The organism is Halomonas sp. E14, assembly GCF_052568415.1.
In genome coordinates this window covers 1,855,599-1,874,995 of record NZ_CP199423.1, presented here as the reverse complement: position 1 = coordinate 1,874,995, position 19,397 = coordinate 1,855,599, and the positions used below count along the sequence as shown (strand labels likewise).

The window sequence follows — 19,397 nt, the reverse complement described above, 5'->3', positions numbered from 1 at the left end:
CGGGCTCCTTGTCAGTTGAGGTTGATCATGCTGGACAGCTGGGTGATGTCGTCCGGCGTCAGCGTGATGGTCGAGCCGCCGACCTGCAGGGTGATGCTGTCTCCGGCACTGACGTGCACCAGTCCGCCGGAGTGCAGGCGCATCTCGCTGTCGGTCAGCAGCTGCATGTTGGCATGGTGCCAGCGCCGCCAGCCGGCGGAGTTGCCGGTCGTCGGATTGCGCCAACCGGTGATCAGAGGGAAACGCGGGTCGCCCTGAATGAACTCCACCCACACCAGGTCGCCGGGCAGGATCTCGATTTCGGTCATGGTCTCGTGGCGCGACTTGTCGCCGACCGGGTACTCGATCTCCGCCACCAGGCCGGTCTCGGCGCCGTCGGTGATGCCCGGGATGCTGACCACGCACGTGCGCGTGTCGGCCTCGTAGCTGTCGACCACGGCCGGCCACTTGCCGGCCAGCAGGCCGCTTCCGCTCATGGTTCCAGTCTCCCCAGCCAGACGCGGGTGAATTGCTCGGGGGCGTCGCCGTCCGCCCCGGGCGCGAACAGGGTGGCCACCGTCATTGCCACCAGCGGCTCGCCGCCCACGACCTCGATCAGGTCGCCGGCCGCGATCTTCTGCGTGTACTTGAGGCGCGTGTTCTTGGTCAGCACCAGACAGCCCGTCATGTGGCGCAGCGTGACCTCGTTGACCCCGGGCTGAAAACGGGCCGCGCGCGGTTTGCCGCGGTTGCCGTAGACGAACTGGCCGTCGGCATCCACGCTGTAAAACCACGGGATGTCGTGGCGCTCCAGGAAGCCGGATTCGACGTCATCCGACGCCGTGTTGACGATGCGGTCGGCCGGCTCCTGATCGAACAGCGCCGGCAGTGGAATGAAGGCCAGGCGACCATGCCGCCAACGCACGACACCGCCCGCCTCCTGTAGAGCCCGGGCAATGTGGTAGGTATGCGCCTCTCCCGCCAGGCAGGCGAAGCGCGGTACCGCGAAGTCGCCCTCGATGCCGCGCAGCGTGGCCCCGCACGCGCGGTAGACCTCGGTCAGCGTGGCGCCGCGCTTGATGACGGCCCGCGGCTTGACGAACGCGACCTCGACCACCGGTTTCAGGATGGCGATGAGGCGCACGTAGCCCGCCAGGTCGTCGGCCTGCATGCGCGCCTGCTGGATGAACTCGGACTTGATGATCTCCAGCTCGTCGCCGTCATAGGTGGTGATCGAGCGCCCGACCTCGAAGTGCTCGGCGGTCTCCGTGCCGGCGCGGATCTCGGCCTCCAGGGTGAGCGGTATCGGCACCAGATCGGAGCGCAGCACCGCGCGACGAATGAAGTCGCCTCGAATGCGCTGGTCGCCGTTCTCGCCGAAGTACAGCTCCATGGCGGTCTACACCGTGACGACGGGATGGAAGAAGACGCGCCGCGGCAGGTCGGCCTCGAGCTGCGTGATCTCGCTGCCGACCTCGGAGCTCGAGCGACCAAAGCCGCCGCCAGCGCTCAGGATGCCGGTCGCCTCCATTTGCAGCGCGTTCTCACGCTCGACGTAGAGGATGAACAGCGGGCGTATCTCGGCCCACTCCGACACCGTGATGTCGACGTTCTCGTCGATGTCGGCGCCCTCTGCCAGGTGGGTCAGCGCCGCGAAGCCGGCATAGAACGACACCGCCGCCACGGCTTGCGCCGTGACGGATTCCGGGGGAAGGATGTTGGCAGCCCCGCGCTCGAGCTTGACGAAGCGGGTCACCAGGTCGGCCAGCTTTGCCATCAGCGGTAATCCGTGCTGTTGCCTTCCACGATCTCGCCAAAGTAGTGGAAGAACATGGTGCCGCTGAAGGCCAGGATCTGGCTGCGGTTCTCCCAGTCGCGATCCGGGTCGTCGATCTGGATGAAGGCGTCGGTGATGCGCTTGTAGCGCAGGTAGCGCTCGGGCGTGCCCTCGTAGATCTTGGCGTTGAACGTGCCGCCGTTGGTGATGATGTCGACGAGCATCTGATCGATGCTGCCGGCCGTCACTTCCATCAGGGTCACCTGCCCCTGGTGGTTGACGCGGATCTGTTGCGGCTCCCACAGGGCGGCGCCCAGCGGTGACGGCACCTCGATCTCGCCTTGCGGCGCGACGACGGGCCACGGGCACTGGCGGGCCAGCAGGTAGTTCTGCTCGAAGCCCTCGATCTCGAAGGTGAAGTCGGAGTTGACCACCTTCTGCCCCATGGCCTTGGTCTGGTCGTAGAAGCCCTTGAGGTAGTTGGCGTTGGATACGGTCATGGCGTAGCCTCGATGGTTGGGATCAAGTCAGCACGAGCCATGGCGTTCCATGGCCTTGAGCGCCCAGACTATCGCTGCCCGGGAGCGCGCAGCCCCCGGGTTTTCCGCTCGGTCTCGGCGCCCTGGCTCAGTGGGTCGTGCGCAGTACCGCCTCCAGGCGCCGGATATGGGCTTGCAGCATGGCGTCACGCGTGGCCAGCGCCTCATAGGCACCTGCCGCCAGACAGCCGTCATAGGGCGGCAGCTCGAGCTCACGCAGCACGGCATCCACCTCGGGATGACAGGCGAACTCAGCGGCCGTCACGACGGGCAGCGCCGGCCGCTCGGGCACAGGCAACGGCTCCTGAACGAAGACGGTCCTAGTCGTCGCGCATCCAGCCATCAGCAAAATGGTCGCGGCGACCGCTACGCGCGTCAGCACGGGCTTTCTCGACATCACGCTCCCCCTCTTCCTTGCCTTTGGCGCTGGCCGTGTCGGCCTTGTGCCGCTGTTCGATACGCTCCTCGGCGGTATCGGCCCGCCGGCCCTCGTCATCGGCTCGCTGACGGGCGTTGTCGCGCTGCCTGGCGACGACGGCGAGCGCGATCGACAGCGCGGTAGCCAACAGCCCCAGGGCGGCGACCACTATTTGCCGGAGCCGGCTCATTGGTCCGCCTCGTCGCCGTGAGGCGGCAGGTTCTGCTTGATCACGCGCACGATGCCCACGCCGGTACCGGAGACGGCTGCCAGGACGGCGAACACCCCCTGCGGCAAGGCGACCTCCCAGAGTGGCAGCGAGGCCTCGACACCGCCGAACACGGCGGCAAGAATGCCCAGCCGCACCGACCACAGGCGGTGCCAGTTGCGGGCGTCGTCGGTCAACCTCATGCCGTCATCTCCCCTGTCTCGTGCTCGAGCCGCCCACCCTTCCGGCGGTAGAAGGCGATCAGCTCGCGTTCGGCGACTTCGCGCTGGCCGTAGCCCGCGCCCGGGAAGGACGCCCAGATGTTGGCGCACTTGCGGATGGCGTCGCTGATACGCCCGGCCAGCACGTCGTCATAGGCGCGCCGCTCCCGGATCTGCTGAACCGCGTAGAGGTCCTGTGATGCCGGGCCGAAGTCGGGCAGGCCGAGCTGCGCCTGGTAGTGCTTCCAGTAACGGTGCAGGATCTGGTACCGGCCGGCCGCCGTGGAATGGATGCCATAGGCCGGCAGCCAGACCCGCTTGTTGGGGTGGTCGCTGAAGTCGGTAAACAGCTCGCCGCCGACCAGCACGTCATAGCCGTCCTGCTCGCCGTAACGGTCCGTACCCTCGGCGAAGGCGATCATGTCCAGGAAGGCGCACAGATTGGCCTCGCCCTGCCCGGGGGCCGGCCGTTTCGGGGCAGTGCCCAGCGCCCCGCGGGTAGCGGGGCCGACCAGCCCGTCAGGCGTCAGCCCCCGGCTGCGCTGGAAGGCCTTGACCGCCCGCTCGGTGACGGGACCGAACACGCCGTCATCGACCAGTCCAGCGCCGGCTTGGCGGTTGAGCTCTTGTTGCAGGGCGCGCACGGCCTCGCCGCGGCTACCTCGTCTCAGAAGTGCCGTCATAGGACATCCTCATCAGGCTGGCGACATTGCCCCGAGCACGCAGCGTCAGGACACAAAACAGGGCGGCGAGCACGGTCTGGAACAGGCTCACCTCAGGCTTGAGAAACACGACTTCGAGGCCGGCGCACAGCAGGGTGCCAATCAGCACGCTGGCCAGTAGCGACACGCACGGCTTGTAGCGGCGCGCGCCGCGGCGGAAGGTGGCCAGGCGCATGGCGGCGATGAAGTAGCTGAAGGCCGCCAGTGCCGGCGCGATGCTTTGAAGTACCCCGGTATCAGCCATTGCCGAGCCTCACTTGCCTTTCCGGCGGTCGAGCCACGTCGCCAGGTCGAACCTCTCGACGTGCTGGATGAGCTTCAGCGACAGCGGGACGACGACGATGGCGCCGATGAACCCGCCCGCTCCGTCGTGGGTCACCGGGGTTTGCGCCACGATCTCGGGTGTCATGAGATAGCCGCACAGGGCGGAGAACAGCAGCGCGCCCAGGCGCTGCCAGGCTCGCAGGTCGGACTTGCTGTAGGCCACGAGGCCGGCGCCGAGCGCCGCCCCCATCAGGGCATTGGCGTCGATCCAGGGCAGCAGGGCCGCCAGGCCGATACCGGTCGCCGTCGCCGTTGCCGCCGCTGCGCTGGTAGTTGGTTCTGCCACATCGCCCTCCTGTCGCGCATGGCCGGACACCTCACGACGCCCGTCAACGACGCCCCAGTGATGCCACCGTCTTTACGATTGCGCCGCAGGCCCTGATCACACCGTTCAAGCGGTCGCTGACGGCAGCCTGCAGCTTCAGTTCCTGCTCCTTCCCCTTGCGCCAATCGGCGTAGGCCTTGCCCTCGAAGAAGGCCTCGGCCTCGCTGCCGGTCATGCGCAGCGCGTCGGGAAGTGATGTCGCCGAATATAGGGCCAGGCTATGGGCGAGCAGCCGCTGGTTTTCCACCCAACTGTCGCGCGAGGTCTGTGAGGCAGGCGCCAACTGGAAATCGCGCCGGCGGCTTGCCAGCCGCGCTATCCTCCCTTGGCAGGGCCATCAGGCCGTGCTCGTCGGCATCGATCAGAAACAGGTGGTCCAGCTCCTGGCAGGCGGCGTCGAAGCCGGCCGACAGGCGGGCGAACACACTCTCGGGGTAGCGAGTGATGACACGCATGCGCTCCAGCAGAGCGGCGTCGATATCACCCTCGGCCGGTACCGCGTTGCCATTGGGCACGAGCTGCGCCGCCATGCGGCCGATTCGCCAGTGCGCCAGGCCGTCGACGCCCAGCAGTTCGCCGGTCAAGCGCTCGACGGCACCGGCCAGGGCGCCGGTCAGGTGGCGTGCCGTCCAGTGGTCGCCCTCGATCTCGCCGACGTCTACGCTGTCGGCGCCGTAGTCACGCTCGCCCGTCAGGTAGTCGGAGAAACGCGCCTTGCCACCGGCCAGGCTGAAGTCGGGGCCATCGTCCAGGGTCGACGCCATGTAGTGGCAGACAGCCATCGTGCGCTCCTGCACCGTCCACTGGTCGGGATCGGAAACGCCTTGGGCATCGTCGACGGCCGCGCGCAGGAAGACGGTCGTCGCTTCTTCGTTGAGGTGTGGCGGAATGGCCGCCAGGGCGATGGCGTCGATCATCGCCAGCTCTTTGAGGCGCACCGTCAGGCGTCGGGTGCGCAGGGTCGGGAAGTGAATCATCACGGCACTCCTTTCATGGCGTCCCAGTCGTGGCGGTCCAGCGCGGTCAGCGTGCTGAACGTCACCGGTATCTGGATCTGGACGAAGCGACCAAAGCGGTCAGATGGGGAGTTGAGCGGCACGCCGATGTTCTCGACCACCATCGGGGCGTAGGTGCGGCCCTTGTAGCGCACGGCCAGCAGCGACGGCGCCGCCGACGGCATGGCGGCCTCGATGAAGCCGTTGACGTCGCGCTCGCCGCGCTGGTACCAGTCGAGCGCCGCGGTCAGCAGCGTGCCCTCCGGGGCCAGGAACTGAGGCAGCACCCAGCGCATCAGCTGGTCGAGCGGCGCCTCGACCTCGGCGCCCGGGTCCCGCCAGGCACGCAGCATGATCGTCGCCTGAAGGCGGACGGGCGGCATGCCGCTGAACACCTGCGTGCTGTTGAGCTTGGTGATGCCCGTGCGCCCGCGCGCGGTCTCGCTCACCTCTCGGGTGGCGCCGCCGACGTCGTCGCCCAGTCGCTCGGCGATGGGCTGGATGGCGCCGCTCTGCAACATGGCGGCCAGTGTCGGCGCCCTGGCCTCGGGACCGGCACCGTCGAACGGCGATTGCCAGTTGAGCGTGGCCTCGAGGTTGGCGTCGTCGACGAACAGGCAGCGCACCAACGGGCTATCGTCCAGCTGCTCGCCGACGTGGTCGACCTCGTAGATGGTGGCGATCAGGTGGGGATTGATGCCGTCCCACAGCGGCCCCAGCCCATCAAATGGCAGCACCATGTCAGACTCCCGTCAGAAAAAAAGGCGGCCACCGGCCGCCAAGCAACACCCCTCGAAAAGGGTTACATCCCCATCTTGCGGCGCACGCGCATCGACTTCAGGCGACGCGCCTTGGCGCGCGGACTGTGTGCCTTGTTACGCGCCTTGCGAATGGCCAGCTTCTGCTTGCCGGACAGCCGCACCTTGCCGGACACGCGCTTGTTGACGCGCTTCTTCTTGCCCCCGCGAACGACGGTGCGCTTGCGGTAGGTGGCGTCGAAGACCGCCTCCTGGTCGGCGTCGTCGAAGGTGAAGTTGTCGATGGCGGTATCGGCCTCGTCGTCGCCGTCGGGCAGCGCGGCCGCCACGGCGTCGCGGATCCGCTCGGCGGCCTCGTCGTCCCAGTCGTCGAGCAGCAGGCCGATATCCTCGTCTTCGATACCCAGGGCCGACAGGTAGTCCCAGGCCGCCTCACGGGCGACGTCGACGACCTCGTGCTCGTCCTCGTCGAGCTCGCCGTCCTGGTTGCCGTCGGCGATGCCGACCATCATGGCCAGCAGGCGGTCGGCGCTGCTCTCGCCGTCGTCAAGGTCGTCCTCCTCGATCCACTGCTGGATGACGGCCACGGCGTCCATGCGCAGACTCATGTGCTCGTGCTCGCCGGCGCTGTCGAGCATCGGTTCGCCGGCATCGTCGAGCAGCAGGTACCGCCGAGACTCCTCGGCGGCGGGCTTGGGGTCGGGCTGCTTGTGGCGCGGGTACATCACGCCACGCAGCATGTTTTGCAGATCAGACATGGTCTCTCCTTAGCGGCTCAGCGTCTGGGTCACGTGGGTCTGGCGGTTGGTGCCGTCGTAGCGCAGCCAGTAGCGGACATCCATGAGTTCATACGGCCGCTGCTCGTTGGGCTGGACCTCGAAGCGCCAGGCCGCGCCACCCATGGCCGGGTCGTCGGACGGTACCAGCCAGCCGGAGGCTTCCGCGCCCTCGAACAGAGTGGTCAGGAAGTCCCGCATGCGTTTGATGGAGACGTTCATCGGCAGCTGCAGGAAGTCCTTGCCGGCGCGCGTGACGGCATCGTCGACGGAGGTCGACATGTCGGCGACCGCGATCAGCTTCTTCAGGCTGGAATCCACCTGCGCACTGGTCAGCGAGTCGCGGAACACGTAGCGACCGCCCCCGGAGTAGTTCTCGAAGACCACTGGGTTGATCTTCGCCCGGGCCAGGGCGTTGAGCTCCTGGTTGTTGGGCGTGTAGGTCTGCACGATGCCCTGGCGGCGAACCGGCCACTCACGGCCGGCAATCGGGTAGTTCTTCGGCGCGAAGCCCTTGGCGTTGACGCGCGCGTTGCGGCCGCACGCCAGCGCGATGTTGAGCGTGGCCGTACCGAAGTGGCGCTTGCCGTTGATGCCGGTCGGGTCGTTGCTCTTGAGCGGCGCCCAGAAGACGTGCAGCAGGTGCGCCTCGGCCATGCTGCCCAGGTTCATCTGTTCGACGAAGGCGATTGCGCCCTCGACGTCGAGATGCCCGGGGACGTCGACACGCAGCTGACGGTTGGTGTCGAAGCCCAGCCGGGCCAGCTCGGCGATCAGTGCCGGCGCCTCGCTACCGCCGGAGGCGATGTAGGCGTAGCCATGCTGAGTGCCGTAGAGCTGGTCGCGGGCGCGCACGTAGTCGTCGACGGCGTAGGCGGTACCGCCCTCGTCGAAGTACTCCAGCACCTCGGAGGTCGCCCACTTCTCGCGGAAGATCTCGTCATAGCCGTAGGCGTCGGAGTCCGGCTCGATGACGGTCGTGGCGCCGGTCAGGACCTCGAGGCGGTCGGTGCGGCTCTCGATGACGTTCGGCAGGTAGTAGGAGTTGCCGCTGTCGTCCTTGGCGTCGCGATCCAGTGAGCCCGTGATCTCGATGAGCTTGTCGCCGTTGGGCTCGAGCAGGCGCAGGGTAATGACGTCGTTAGCGACGTTGACCCCGCCCTCGCGCTTCTCGTCGGCCCGGAATTCGACCATCACACCGTCGTTGAAACACTCCAGGTGCTTCACCGCGAACAGGAAGGCGGACTCGGGCTCGTTCTCCGACACCTCGAAGACGAAGCCCCCGGTCGGCTCCTCGGGGTCGCCGGCCACCTCTTCCCTGACCACGATCCAGCTCAGCACGGCGGCGTCGGAGTGCAGGCGCGCCACCACGGCCTCGTAGGCGCCGTTGTCCAGCGCCTCACGGACGTGGACATAGGCCTCGTTAAGCTCGTTGTCATGCATCGGCTCGCCATGCCCCAGGCGCTGACGGACGTTGCTACGATTGACCTTGAAGGCGCGATCGATGCGCCCGCGGGAGGCGCGCATGGCAATGGCGAACAGCTGGTCCTCATTGCCGGTCGTCGGAATCTCGGAGCCGTCGACCAGGGGGTTCAGCTGAACCCCCGACTCGGCGCCGAGTTGTCGTACGAATGACACGGTCATGGCTGATGCCCCCTTTTAGTCGTCAGCCTCGGCGGCGGCCTTGGCTTCCTCGAAAGCCTTGAGCCCGCCAGCGGTCAGCGTGCCGTCCTCGCGCACCTGGTTGCGCAGCGGCTCGAAGCGCACGCCATCCAGCTCGACGACAAACGCCTGCTCGTCGTCCTGCACGATGGTGACCACCCCTTCTGCCCCGCCCTCGGACGTCTGCTCGGCGCCGTCACCGCCAGCGCTATCGCCGTCGTCGCTGTCGCCGGCATCGCCGGCATCACCCCCGGGCACAGGCTCGGCGGCGGCCTTGGCTTCCTCCGCCGACGGCTCGGCCGATTCCAGGATGACCAGCTGGGCGGCGTTGTTGAGCCTGGCAATCTGCTCCAGGCTGGACACCGCGCGCTGCAGGCGGTCGTAGTCGCGGAACGTAGCCACGCCGCTGGCCAGCGGGCGCAGCTTGATACCGGCCTCGGGCAGGCTGAGCGTGATCGTCATCTTGTTGACGACGTTCACGACCAGCGGGAACTCGGCCCCGCTGAACGCCTCCTTGGCCTTCTGGTTGGCGCCCATCCCGCCTACGGCGGGGCGCCCGATGACCAGTCGAGTCATGTGCTACTCCTTAGAACAGGTTGGTGACGTTGATCAGCGCGCAGCCGGTGGAGCTGGGCTGGTGCGGGTTCACGCTGGTGAAGTTGCGCGCGTAGAAGCCGGCGCCCGACTTCAGGTCGGCGTTGGTGGCCAGCGGAATCACGGTCGGCGGCACGGCATCGCCCAGCACGAACGGGTTGCGGGTCACGTCGGTGGCACGGCCCACGCACAGCACCTCGGCGCTGTTGGCGGTCTCGAGCACCACCTTGGGGCTGTAGTAGACGTCGTAGCGGCCGAACAGGCGGCCCAGGCGGAAGATGCCGGGACGCTCGACGACGCCAGACGGCTCCCAGATATCGGCGGGCAGGCCCTGCATCTGGGCGGCGACGTTCTCGCCCACGTAGAGGTGGGTGACGCCGTGGTTCATGGTGGACAGCGCCATGCGCTGGCTGACAGCGCCCACGACGGCGTTGAAGTCGCGCCACACGTCGGCCCGGGACTTGTAGTCGCCCTGCGAGGCCCACGCGAAGTCGAAGGTCTCCTGGTTGCGGCCAGCCAGGCGACGCGCCTTGCGCAGCACCTCGTAGTGGCGCTCGTTGGCGAACTGCGACTGGATGCCGAGCACGCCCTCGCTGTACGGGTCCAGGCCCAGTTCGTTGGCCATCTGGGTACGGCTGTCGATGGTCTGGTGGGTGGTCACCCGCCACGGCTTGGCGAACAGCTGGAAGGTGTCGACGGCAGTGATGATCTCCGGCGTCAGCTCCGGGGCGCGCTCGTAGTCGATGAACGACTCCACCAGCACGTGGGTGCTGGCCGGCAGCGGCGGCTGGGCGGTCAGGGCGATGGCGCCGTTATCCGGGTTGATGGTGCCGCCGATCTGGTGCGTGGTGCCCTCGATGTCGACCTGTCCGCTGACCGCGGACGTGCCGGTACCGGTGGAACTCACCTCCTTGGCGACGATCATGCCGTCGACGTAGACGATGGCGCGGCCGCGCAGCAGCTTGACCGTTGCGGCATCCGGGTCGCAGGTCTCGTCGGTGTCCTGAATGGCGGTCAGCTTGCCGGTGATGTTGCCGGTCGGGTCGCCCTCGGCGTCGGTCTCGACCTCGCACTTGTGCTCGCGGCTGGACGAGATGTAGGTGTCGCCGGAATTGGCGCCGTCCATGATGCCGCCAGCGCTGTAACGACCGTAATCGCGACCCGCCTGGTGGGTCATGATGGCCAGCTTGGCCTCGTTGGAGTTGATGTCCGCCGGCAGGTAGTGGGCAAACGGAATCGCCTCGGTCAGGGCGGCCAGGATGGCGACCACCGCCCGGTTGGGCTGGAGAGACAGCGCGTCATGACCTTCGCTGGTCGCGGAGTCCAGGGTCATGCCCATCTTGCGGCGCGCTTCATTGGTGGTGGCGTAGGCCAGGTGAATGGCCTGCTGCATGACGTCGGCCGGGCAGGGGGCGCCGTGCGCCTGCTCGTAGACGGCGGCACCGTCGAAGATGGCGCGCGACAGCATGGACGCGGACTTGTCGTCCGCCTCGTCGAGTGCGGCCTGCAGCTTCTGCGGCACCTTGACGCCGGCACTCTGGTTGATCGCGGTGGTCAGGAAGTCGTCGGCAGCGGCCGAATCGAAGACGCCGCTCTTGACCGACTCCTGGCGGAAGGAATCGATGAACTCGGCGACCTCGGCGGTCTCGCGGCTGTGGTAGTGGTGAGGCATAGCCCTCTCTCCTTTGCTCTACGGTAGGTGCAAGGCCGACCAGGTGGCCGGATAGGGTGAGTCTGAGCCCGCCCCCGGACGGGCCGGCGGGCGATTTTCCGGGTTTGCGGGCACAAAAAAGCCGGCGCGCGGCCGGCAGCGGTCGACAGCAGCAAGGCGTCAGGCGATTTCGTCGTCTTCCGGCTCGTCGGGATCGATGATGTCCAGGTCGTCGCGGCGGTTGACGACGTAGCGCGGCACGAAGGGCGGCACGTTGACCACGGCCTCGACGGCGACGATCTCGTAGGCGATCTTCGGCGCTTGCTCCCCCTCCCCCAGCAGCAGATAGATGACGTCGCGGTTCTTGACCTCGAAGCCGCCAGGCTCGCCGATCATCTCCTCGGGTTCGACCAGGAAGCGCAGCTCGTCGGCATAGCCGTTGTTGGCGTCGCGCCGGTCCATCATCTGCGACGGCTGGAACTGCTCGGCCGGCAGCGCGAAGCCCAGGCCGACCATCTCCCAGCGGATGTCGTCCTCGTCCTCGGGGTTGAGCACCATCATGCCGCCCAGCGTTGGCGCGCCGCCGGCTTCCGGGTCGGGGCGGCCGATCTGGCGGCGATAGACCTCGCAGTTGTAGGCGTTGGGGTGCCGGATGATGACGTTGCGGGCCATGGCGTTGATGCCGGACGGCACGTTGTTGAGCATTACCGCTTACCTCCCTGAAGAATGGCGACAGCCTGTTCTGGCGTGAGGCCGAGATCCCGCGCGGCGGCCAGCAGGGCTTCGCGGGCGTCCGTGCTGCCACCCAGGGCCTGCATGCGCTTGCTGCCGCTGGCCGTGCGCCTGGGCTTCACCTTGGTGGCCCGGCTCTGCTTGCGCAGCGCGCGCCGCGCACGATCGTAGTCCCGGTCACCGGTGGCGCTGCGATTGCCGGTCGGGCGCCGCCCCTGTTTCTCGGCCAGGCGTTCGGCCTCTTGCTGCCGCTGACGGATATGGCCGGCGCCATCCTCGGATTGACGCCCCTTGGCGATGGCGCGGGCCAGAAAGGACTGCACGGCGCTGCCGCCCTCGATCTCGGCCATGACGCGCAGCACGTGCTTGCACGCCACGCCGTTGAGCTTCGGGTTGCGGATCTTGGGATAGCCGGTCTCCGGCCGTCCGGCGTTGTAGCGGCCGATGGTGGCGATGTAGCGAAACCAGTAGCGGTGCCGGCCACAGTCGCAGTCGAAGCGCACACCCTCTTTGCGCAGGCGGGCGGCGGCCCGCTGGGGCGACTCCGCGCCGGACGCGATGGCCGTCTGGTAGCCGGCGAACTCCACGGTGACATGATGGCGGCTGACGTCGCTGTCCGGCCCCGCGTTGGTGATGAAGCGCACTTCCAGCGCCTCCACCTGGCGATTACTGCCGCGCAGGCCTCGGCCGGCCGTCGGTACCGCGGTGGTGATCTGGCGGCGGGCTCGCTCACGGTCGGCGGACAGCGACATGTCGATCACCTGGCGCGCCGTGATGCCGCCCTTGAAGCGCTGACCGGCCACGCGGGCGTTGTGGCGGAACGCCGCCAGGTCGTCGGCGGTGATCGGCCGCACCTGTCCGCCCAGGGTGGTCATCAGCATGCGGCCGGCGTCGTAATCGCCGCGCACCTCGTTGGGGTTGAGAATGTTGGGCGCCGCCCTGCGCTCGTCGGCGTCCTGGCGGGCGCGGGCGCGCGCCTCGCCGGCACTGCCGCTCAGGCGGCCTATGGCTCGCCGGTCTCCGGCCATCAGTCAGTCCTCCACGTCGGGCGGCCGCCCTTGCGGTGGTCGGCGCGCGACTCGAAACCGGCACGGCGCTTGAACGCGCGCAGGCGGTCGGCGGTGGGCAGCACCAGGCGCTGCTGCTCCAGTGGCTGGTCGACGGAATCCAGCCCGGCGGCGGCCATGATGGCCAGGAACTCACCGGCATCGCCGTAGACCTTGCGCGCGGTCAGCGTGATGTCCCAGCGCTCGTCGGGCGCCACGTCGTGGTAGACGGCCTGCTCCCAGGGCTGCACCGACTGGGCGAAGTCGCGCACCAGGCGGTAGTAGACGCGCGCGGCCTGGCTGTGATGGTCGACGCTCATATGGTCACCACCCGGCCGGACAGCAGATTGTTCAGGTCGTCGGCCATGTTGACGACGTCGGCCGCCGCTGAGTAGCGCTTGACGTAGCGGCACAGCGCCAGGGCGCCGACCTGCGCATTGCCGGTGTCCGGGGAGATGCGGTAGAGCGGCCCCGTGACGTCGACGCCATCCATCTCGATACCGCCTGCCGGATCGGCCCGCATGGCGCGCTCGGCGAAGCGCAGCCTGGCGCTGCGACCGTCGGACGCCACACTGCCCTTCAGGTCGTAGTAGGCGGTGATGGCCTCTCTCAGGTCGGTGTACGCGAACAGCGAGTCCCGGTCGGCCCGGGTCTCGGTCTCGATCAGCACGCAGCCAGGTCGACGCGGGCGCAGGTCGACGGACGCGGCCACCACCAGGATGCCGGTGTCTTCGTCATAGGCGGCGAATACCGTGGCCGGACGGCCGGCATAGCCGGCGATATTGGCTTGCAGCTCGATCATGGGATCGGCTCCTGGCTGACGGCATCGACCTCGTTGGTGAGCGGGTAGCCCGCCGGGTCGTCGGTACCGGGCGTGCCCTTGCCGTCGTTGGGCTCGCCGGCCTTAGGCGCCATGAAGATGGGTACCGTGCACTTCAGCGTCAGGTCGACGGCCAGCACGGTCAGGTTCTGGCTGCCGGTGTCGATGCTCGAGGCCGGATTGTCGGGCGCTTCCACCTGTGCCGGGTATTCGTGCTCGAGGCCGGCGAACGGGTAGCGCGCCAGGAAGCGGCGCCGGCTCGGCGAGTCGAGGAACAGCAGCAGCTGGGCGGCCAGGCTCTTGGCCGTCGGCTCGTCGCTGGCGAAGATGGCCACCTGCGCCCTGACGTCGCCGGCCACCGCCTTGACGCGAAAGTAGCGCTGTTTCGGGTCGTCGGGAAAGGTGATGTCCACCGGGTCGGCGATCTGTGTCGTGAACTCGCGCCCTGCCGGCACCCAGTCCTTGGCCACGGCCACCAGGATGACCGGCAGGTCGGGCGGCCGTGTCGGCTCCTGGCGCGTGTCGTTGCGCTGGTAGGCGGCCAGCATCTCCTCGGCCCGGTCGACCATGCGCGTCGGCGCCCAGGCCACGCAGTACGGGAAGCCGCGCTCGACGAATTCGACCAGGGGGCGCGTGGTCGGCACCACCTCGGCATAGAACGCCTGCATGAACTCGCCGAGCCCGGCCTTCACGGGCTCAAACATGGAGGAACATCCGACGCTTCAGGCGCAGGTAGTCGCGATCGTTCTCCACTTTCGCCTCGGGATCCTGGAAACGCGGCAGCGCGCTGTCCATGAAGAACTGGCGGTCGCGCTCCAGCTGCTTGGTCACGTCCCGGGGCGTGGCCGCGCTGTCAGTCAGCACGGCCTTGCCAGCCTCTTCGTGCTTGCTCAGCAGGTCGAGCAGCTCGCTGTTCTCGCGCTCGAAGCGAGCGGCGGAATCCAGGGCCAGGCGCATGCTGGCGTCCATCATCTCGAACAGCCGGTTCATGGCGTCCATCTGGTCGGCGTGCTCGGCCGCCAGTACGTCGTCGAAGGACATCTCGCCGCTGGTCACGCTGTCCAGCACCAGGTCATAGCCCCGGTTGGTCGAGTAGTTCGGATCGTTCACCCAGTCGAATCCATACAACTCGGGCTTGCGCGGGTCGATGGCAGACGAGAAGCCGCCGACACGATTGGCGTACATGCGTGACGCCAGTTGCCCGGTGGCGGTGTCCAGGAACTCGGTCTGGTGCTCGATGGTGCCGTCGTCGTAGGCCCGCAGATGGGTGGTGACCACCGCCGGCTCGACGGCTTGGGCCTTGCCATCGGCCATACCACCCTCGGCGGGCTCCATGCCGAAGCGCACGCGCGGCCAGTGGCCGAAGTAGCCCAGCATGCCGCGCGTGGCCACGCGCTCCTGCGTGGCCGGACTGTTGACGCTGGCCACGATGGCCGGAATGTCGAAGTTGCGCTCCACGCCACGGAACTGGCGGCCGCGCTCCTTCAGGTTGTACTTAATCAGCGGAGGTTGCTGCATGGTGATGCCCTCACGGTTGACTCCCATGAGGGCATGATGCGGCAAGGCTATCCGTGGATATCGGTGGGTTTTCCGTCTGGTTTCCGGTTTGCGGAGAAACTGGAAGGCGCTACAGCCCGCTTGCCTCCAGCGCGGCAACAATGGTGCTCATGTTGGCATCCACTGATTGCATCAGGCGCTCAGATAGCGCTGACTCCTCCATGCCATGCGCAGACCACTGGGATAGGACGCGGCTCATCGCCTCGTCAGCATCGTACTCAGCATGCGGGCGGCGACCTTGCTCGTCGGCATTCGCAACCTCAATAACCGTAGCGGCAAAGTTAGCCACGGCACACGCCTCCATGGTCACGTCACGCTGCCCGCCGCCGGCAGGCACATCTACCCAGCACTGCATCTCGGTGCGATACATTTCTTCGGCCCGGCCGTCCCGGTAGGCATCAAGCATCATGGCAGTGATCTGCTGCACCTGGTCGCCGGTCAGAATTGCGGAGCCCGAGCGGGCGCCCTGAGCAGCCGGGGGCTGCCCGCCACTACCTGCTGCCACCCCCTGGCGCGGCATTCCAAGCCGCTCACGATCCTCTCCGGCGAGGCTGCGCACGAAATAGAGATATTGGGTGCCGTTATACCCCGTCAGAACCGCCATATTAGGGGAGCGCTGCATTGTGGCCAGCCTTCCCCCGCCGATGCGGAAGTTGAACGAGCGATTCTCCTCATCGATGGATTCAACGACGGGATTCAGCGATCGGTTGGCGAATGCCATGTGGAGCCGACCACCCTCGACCCCCACCCTGAGCATGGACTGCGACACGCGGCCGATGCCCGCAACGTACTCGTCTGATTGGGAGTAGACACCTCCGAAGACATCGTTGATGAACTGGGCCTGACGGTCATTCAGGCGAGGGGCGTTCTCCCAGGCGGACACGGCCTGCTCTCTCGACTGGCGAACTTCCTGCTGCCGGCGCTCGTGCTCGGCATTCAGGCGCTCGCGTTCAGTCCTTGCTCTGTCTGCCGCTCGCTGACGCTCCTCGGCAATTGCCTCGCTCTGTCTTGTTGTGGACTGGGCGGCATGGCGCTCTGCTTGTTGCCGCGCTTCGATATCCGCCAGCCTTTCATTCACTTCAAACAGCGGCTCAGCGTAAGCGGTGGTCGCCATCACTCCTGCAAAAATCGCTGCCACGACTCCTGTTTTCATCGTTAGACCCCTTCTATCCCCTGAAGCCGATATGTTACACCACGTCGTCGAACAAGGCTTCGGCCTCGCTCTCCAGCGAATCGCCCAGCGAGCGCCCGTCGCCGTCGCCTTCCTGGCTGGCGGTGTAGATCAACCCTTCCAGGAAGGCAAAGCACACGGCGTCCCACAGGTCGGGCGATGGCATGCCCTCCCACTCCTTGCTGTGCTTCGGCGGCACGCGAATCCGCCCCTTGTCGGTGAAGGTTTTCGGGATGCGGCTCGACTGCGACAGCATGGTCTTGCGGTGCTCGCCGGTCAGGATCGACAGCCGCCCTTCCTTGGCGGCGCGCGCGGCCTGGTGCATGGCCTGTGCCCGCAGGTTCATGTAGCGATCCTTGTTCTTGTTCTGGAAGCATGGGTTGCCCCAGTTGACGCGGTGAACGGGCTTGCCCATGTCCTCCAGATCCTGGCAGACATTGATGCCCAGGCCGCCGGAGTCCACCACGTAGGTCACGCCGTCGTAGGGGTCGCCGCTCTCCGCCACCAGCCCGGCAAAGCGGTTGCTGCGCACGTTGTTGGTCAGCACCGGCACGGTCACGATCTCGACGCGCCGCGCGTCGGGGCCGCGCTCCCCGTAACCGATGATGCGGGCGACCACGACGGTGCTCTTGTCGCGCAGCCCCTCGCCGCTGGCGATGTCGGACAGCACCACCCAACCATAGGGTTCGTCGTCGCCGATGATCCGCCCCCGGCGGTACAGGGCCTCGGCCACGGGCAGGTTCATCATGTGCTTGCCGGACTCGAGCGGGAACAGGCCGAGCAGGCGCACGCGACGCTCGTCGTCGTCGTAGCTGTCCCACAGCTCCTTCAAGGCCTGGTCGCTGACCAGCGGCGATTCCAGCGAGGAGAACACCAGCGGCGTCCAGTCGCCGCCGTTGAGCTTGCTCAGGTCGTGGTGCGTCCGATAGAAGAAACCGGCGTTGCGGGTCGGCTGCGAGGTCAGCAGCATGCGGTTGTGTTCTTCGGTCAGCGCCCCGCGCAGGGTGGTCAGCACCGCGTCGGGCAGCGTCGACGCCTCGTCGCCGATGATCATCAGCCATTCGCCGTGGCGGCCGGCCATCTTGTTGGCGGTCTTCTCGTTGGCGGTCTTGGACTCGACGAACCACGTGTCCTTGAAGCCAAGGATGCGCATCACGCCGTTGGACAGGATCTCGATGTGCTCGGCCAGCCAGCCGAACGGGCCGCGCCGGATGCGCTCGACGGCCAGGCCGATCTCCTTCCACAGCGTGGCCTTGAGCTGGGCCATGTCGTTGGCGGTCAGCAGCGTGATCGACTGCGGGTAACACAGCAGGTGCCAGAGCACGATAGCAGCGATGGATGTAGTCTTGCCGGTACCGTGGCCCGACGACACGCTGACCATGGAGCGCGACGGCGCCACGCTCTGAAATAATTGGATCTGCTGGGGCGTGGGCCGCATGCCCAGCACCTCGACTTGAAATCGCACCAGGTTTCCTGCATAGGCTTTGCAGAACGGCAGCCAGCGCGGGTCTTCATGTAGCAGGGTGCGCTTCTTACGCATCGCTGCCCCCCGCGCCACCTCCGACGCCTACCCCGATGTCGTCATGATCGATGGTTAGCCCAAGCCGCTCGGCACGCCCCTGCATCTGCCGCTCAACTTCGGCGGCGTGCTCCAGGGCCTCGCGGTACACGCGATCCATCGCCTCCTTGTCGACTAGTGCCAGGGTGGGCTTCTCCTCGATCTCGACCTTCTCCTTCCACAGCTCGGGCTGGCGATTCTTGAGCCAGAACTTCGCCGCTTCGGTATCCGGGGGGACGATCTCGGTGTAGGGCACCACCACGGGCTGCCCCTGGTACTGGAACACCTTGACCGCCTGGTGCGTGTAGCCGGTCGCCTTCTTGTACAGCGAGCGCGCCACGTTGGCGTCGGCGTCGACGCGACCTTGCTCCATGGCGGCGCGAAATTCGGGGTGCGCTTCCATCCAGTCGTAGACGGTGCGCTCCGTCACCTCCAGCAGGCTGGCGACGTGGGCGGGCGTGGCGCCCAGCAGGGCATGCTTGTAGGCGAGGCGCGCGTACTGGCGGCGGTACTTGGTGCGGCCGCTGGCATCGGTTTCGTAGATCTCATGCAGCGGGCTGTCGCCGAAGTCCTCCTCGAGCGATTGTGTGCATACGCGCGTTAGGGTGAAGTTGTGAGATACGCCGCCCTCCTCCTCTCCGGCCTCGTCCCAGGGGATGGTTTCGGCGTCTTCAAGCGGTACCGCCTTGTCTGCCATCTCCGGCGGCAGCTCTTCCAGCTCCTCGACGGTGGTTTCCGGTTTCTGGCGAGGTTTCCGGTTTCCGGTTTTCGCCTTGGGTTTCTGGGTTTTCGGTTTTCGGGCCGGCTTCGCCTTGCTGCCGCCCTTGACCCACTCCTCCTTGAGGGCGCGCTTGCGCACGGCAGGGCCCGACACGTCGAGCCCCAGTTCCCGAATCAGCCAGGCGTAGCCGTCGCGCGAATCCGCTTCCCAGGTTTCTCTCGCCTTGCGCCACTGCTGTTCCGTCAACTTCGCCATCAGGTGTACACCAGCTCCAACTCAGGCTGCACGGCGCCGGCAGCGGATCGCGCGTCGCGATGCAGGCGCTTGAGCTTGGCATCGGCAGTACGCCCGGTGGCGGCGGCGCGCTCGACAGCAGACTGCAGGCGCGAACCGCCCTTGACGTTCTCCCAGCGGCGCGGGTTCAGCTCCTCGACGCGGGACAGGGCCTCGCATGCCTCGCCGACCTGCTTGGACATCAGGTTGACCAGTTCCTCGACGGCTTCGACGCGCTCCTGCACCTGACGGGTGGCGATCATGTCTCGCCAGCGTTGGCGCTCCCACTCCTCGCGCATCAGGATGATGGCATCCCGGGCGGCGTGGCTGCGCTTCTCGCCGATCTCCATGCTCTCCGTGTTGCCCAGCAGGTAGTCGACGGAGACGTCGTACAGCAGGGCGGCGCGCTTCACCACCCACAGCGGAATCTGCGAGCTGTAGTTGCCGAGCTCGATCTTGGCCAGCTTGGCGGAATTGGCGTACCCCAGCAGCTGGGCGGCCTTGACCTGCGAATAGCCCTGCATCTCCCTGGCTTCCCGCAACCTGTCACCCACCTGGCGGGCGAGCATC

Annotated in this window: 27 protein-coding genes; all 27 read right to left on the bottom strand. The window is 67.1% G+C overall.

Features of this window, described 5'->3' with window-relative positions:
- Window positions 1-11 precede the first annotated feature (11 nt).
- The 27 genes from ACT7B3_RS08810 to ACT7B3_RS08680 all read right to left on the bottom strand — a co-directional run bounded on the left by ACT7B3_RS08810 (window position 12) and on the right by ACT7B3_RS08680 (window position 19,396).
- On the bottom strand, window positions 12-476 hold the full coding sequence (locus tag ACT7B3_RS08810; RefSeq protein ID WP_095619250.1) for a hypothetical protein: 465 nt from the start codon (window positions 474-476) through the stop codon (window positions 12-14).
- A complete protein-coding gene (locus ACT7B3_RS08805) occupies window positions 473-1,372 on the bottom strand; it encodes a hypothetical protein (protein WP_445157655.1) in 900 nt (299 codons plus the stop codon). The genes ACT7B3_RS08810 and ACT7B3_RS08805 overlap by 4 nt, the downstream gene beginning before the upstream one ends.
- A gap of 6 nt (window positions 1,373-1,378) precedes the next feature.
- Window positions 1,379-1,756, bottom strand: a complete 378-nt coding sequence (locus ACT7B3_RS08800) for a hypothetical protein (RefSeq protein ID WP_445157654.1) — start codon at window positions 1,754-1,756, stop codon at window positions 1,379-1,381.
- Window positions 1,756-2,256, bottom strand: a complete 501-nt coding sequence (locus tag ACT7B3_RS08795; protein WP_095619247.1) for a hypothetical protein — start codon at window positions 2,254-2,256, stop codon at window positions 1,756-1,758. The genes ACT7B3_RS08800 and ACT7B3_RS08795 overlap by 1 nt, the downstream gene beginning before the upstream one ends.
- A gap of 127 nt (window positions 2,257-2,383) precedes the next feature.
- A complete protein-coding gene (locus ACT7B3_RS08790) occupies window positions 2,384-2,587 on the bottom strand; it encodes a hypothetical protein (RefSeq protein WP_095619246.1) in 204 nt (67 codons plus the stop codon).
- A 28-nt stretch (window positions 2,588-2,615) separates the two neighbouring features.
- On the bottom strand, window positions 2,616-2,903 hold the full coding sequence (locus ACT7B3_RS08785; protein WP_095619245.1) for a hypothetical protein: 288 nt from the start codon (window positions 2,901-2,903) through the stop codon (window positions 2,616-2,618).
- Window positions 2,900-3,124 (bottom strand): DUF7940 domain-containing protein, encoded by a 225-nt coding sequence (locus ACT7B3_RS08780; RefSeq protein WP_095619244.1) that lies wholly within the window; start codon window positions 3,122-3,124, stop codon window positions 2,900-2,902. Before ACT7B3_RS08780 ends, ACT7B3_RS08785 begins: the two co-directional genes overlap by 4 nt.
- A complete protein-coding gene (locus ACT7B3_RS08775; RefSeq protein ID WP_095619243.1) occupies window positions 3,121-3,825 on the bottom strand; it encodes a peptidoglycan-binding protein in 705 nt (234 codons plus the stop codon). The genes ACT7B3_RS08780 and ACT7B3_RS08775 overlap by 4 nt, the downstream gene beginning before the upstream one ends.
- Window positions 3,800-4,108 (bottom strand): phage holin family protein, encoded by a 309-nt coding sequence (locus ACT7B3_RS08770; protein WP_095619242.1) that lies wholly within the window; start codon window positions 4,106-4,108, stop codon window positions 3,800-3,802. Before ACT7B3_RS08770 ends, ACT7B3_RS08775 begins: the two co-directional genes overlap by 26 nt.
- Window positions 4,109-4,117: 9 nt before the next feature.
- Window positions 4,118-4,474 carry a putative holin gene (locus ACT7B3_RS08765; RefSeq protein WP_176475692.1) on the bottom strand — a complete coding sequence of 119 codons (357 nt, stop codon included), beginning with the start codon at window positions 4,472-4,474 and terminating at the stop codon, window positions 4,118-4,120.
- A gap of 43 nt (window positions 4,475-4,517) precedes the next feature.
- Window positions 4,518-4,760, bottom strand: coding sequence for a hypothetical protein (locus ACT7B3_RS08760; RefSeq protein WP_095619240.1), 243 nt, complete (start codon window positions 4,758-4,760; stop codon window positions 4,518-4,520).
- Window positions 4,732-5,490: a hypothetical protein gene (locus ACT7B3_RS08755; RefSeq protein ID WP_445157653.1), complete on the bottom strand. Its 759-nt coding sequence runs from the start codon at window positions 5,488-5,490 to the stop codon at window positions 4,732-4,734. Before ACT7B3_RS08755 ends, ACT7B3_RS08760 begins: the two co-directional genes overlap by 29 nt.
- Window positions 5,490-6,248, bottom strand: coding sequence for a hypothetical protein (locus ACT7B3_RS08750; protein WP_095619238.1), 759 nt, complete (start codon window positions 6,246-6,248; stop codon window positions 5,490-5,492). The genes ACT7B3_RS08755 and ACT7B3_RS08750 overlap by 1 nt, the downstream gene beginning before the upstream one ends.
- Before the next feature lie 62 nt (window positions 6,249-6,310).
- Window positions 6,311-7,024 (bottom strand): hypothetical protein, encoded by a 714-nt coding sequence (locus tag ACT7B3_RS08745; RefSeq protein ID WP_095619237.1) that lies wholly within the window; start codon window positions 7,022-7,024, stop codon window positions 6,311-6,313.
- 9 nt (window positions 7,025-7,033) lie between these two features.
- The gene (locus tag ACT7B3_RS08740; protein ID WP_445157652.1) at window positions 7,034-8,686 is read right to left on the bottom strand and encodes a hypothetical protein; all 1,653 of its coding nucleotides are present in this window, start codon (window positions 8,684-8,686) and stop codon (window positions 7,034-7,036) included.
- Window positions 8,687-8,701: 15 nt separating this feature from the next.
- Window positions 8,702-9,280: a hypothetical protein gene (locus ACT7B3_RS08735; RefSeq protein WP_445157651.1), complete on the bottom strand. Its 579-nt coding sequence runs from the start codon at window positions 9,278-9,280 to the stop codon at window positions 8,702-8,704.
- A gap of 10 nt (window positions 9,281-9,290) precedes the next feature.
- A complete protein-coding gene (locus ACT7B3_RS08730; protein ID WP_445157650.1) occupies window positions 9,291-10,970 on the bottom strand; it encodes a hypothetical protein in 1,680 nt (559 codons plus the stop codon).
- Between the two features lie 159 nt (window positions 10,971-11,129).
- A complete protein-coding gene (locus ACT7B3_RS08725; RefSeq protein ID WP_445157649.1) occupies window positions 11,130-11,654 on the bottom strand; it encodes a hypothetical protein in 525 nt (174 codons plus the stop codon).
- Complete coding sequence (locus ACT7B3_RS08720) at window positions 11,654-12,709, bottom strand: hypothetical protein (protein ID WP_445157648.1); 1,056 nt, start codon at window positions 12,707-12,709, stop codon at window positions 11,654-11,656. The genes ACT7B3_RS08725 and ACT7B3_RS08720 overlap by 1 nt, the downstream gene beginning before the upstream one ends.
- Window positions 12,709-13,047 (bottom strand): hypothetical protein, encoded by a 339-nt coding sequence (locus ACT7B3_RS08715; protein ID WP_445157647.1) that lies wholly within the window; start codon window positions 13,045-13,047, stop codon window positions 12,709-12,711. The genes ACT7B3_RS08720 and ACT7B3_RS08715 overlap by 1 nt, the downstream gene beginning before the upstream one ends.
- On the bottom strand, window positions 13,044-13,529 hold the full coding sequence (locus tag ACT7B3_RS08710; RefSeq protein WP_445157646.1) for a hypothetical protein: 486 nt from the start codon (window positions 13,527-13,529) through the stop codon (window positions 13,044-13,046). The genes ACT7B3_RS08715 and ACT7B3_RS08710 overlap by 4 nt, the downstream gene beginning before the upstream one ends.
- On the bottom strand, window positions 13,526-14,251 hold the full coding sequence (locus ACT7B3_RS08705) for a hypothetical protein (protein ID WP_445157645.1): 726 nt from the start codon (window positions 14,249-14,251) through the stop codon (window positions 13,526-13,528). Before ACT7B3_RS08705 ends, ACT7B3_RS08710 begins: the two co-directional genes overlap by 4 nt.
- Window positions 14,244-15,065 (bottom strand): hypothetical protein, encoded by an 822-nt coding sequence (locus tag ACT7B3_RS08700; RefSeq protein ID WP_141246897.1) that lies wholly within the window; start codon window positions 15,063-15,065, stop codon window positions 14,244-14,246. Before ACT7B3_RS08700 ends, ACT7B3_RS08705 begins: the two co-directional genes overlap by 8 nt.
- Window positions 15,066-15,174: 109 nt before the next feature.
- Complete coding sequence (locus ACT7B3_RS08695) at window positions 15,175-16,257, bottom strand: hypothetical protein (RefSeq protein ID WP_445157644.1); 1,083 nt, start codon at window positions 16,255-16,257, stop codon at window positions 15,175-15,177.
- A 34-nt stretch (window positions 16,258-16,291) separates the two neighbouring features.
- Entirely contained in the window at window positions 16,292-17,740 is a 1,449-nt protein-coding gene (locus ACT7B3_RS08690) for a hypothetical protein (protein WP_445157643.1), read from the bottom strand.
- Between the two features lie 67 nt (window positions 17,741-17,807).
- Window positions 17,808-18,809: a hypothetical protein gene (locus ACT7B3_RS08685; RefSeq protein WP_445157642.1), complete on the bottom strand. Its 1,002-nt coding sequence runs from the start codon at window positions 18,807-18,809 to the stop codon at window positions 17,808-17,810.
- Window positions 18,809-19,396, bottom strand: coding sequence for a helix-turn-helix domain-containing protein (locus tag ACT7B3_RS08680; protein ID WP_445157641.1), 588 nt, complete (start codon window positions 19,394-19,396; stop codon window positions 18,809-18,811). Before ACT7B3_RS08680 ends, ACT7B3_RS08685 begins: the two co-directional genes overlap by 1 nt.
- Between the last annotated feature and the right edge of the window lies 1 nt (window position 19,397).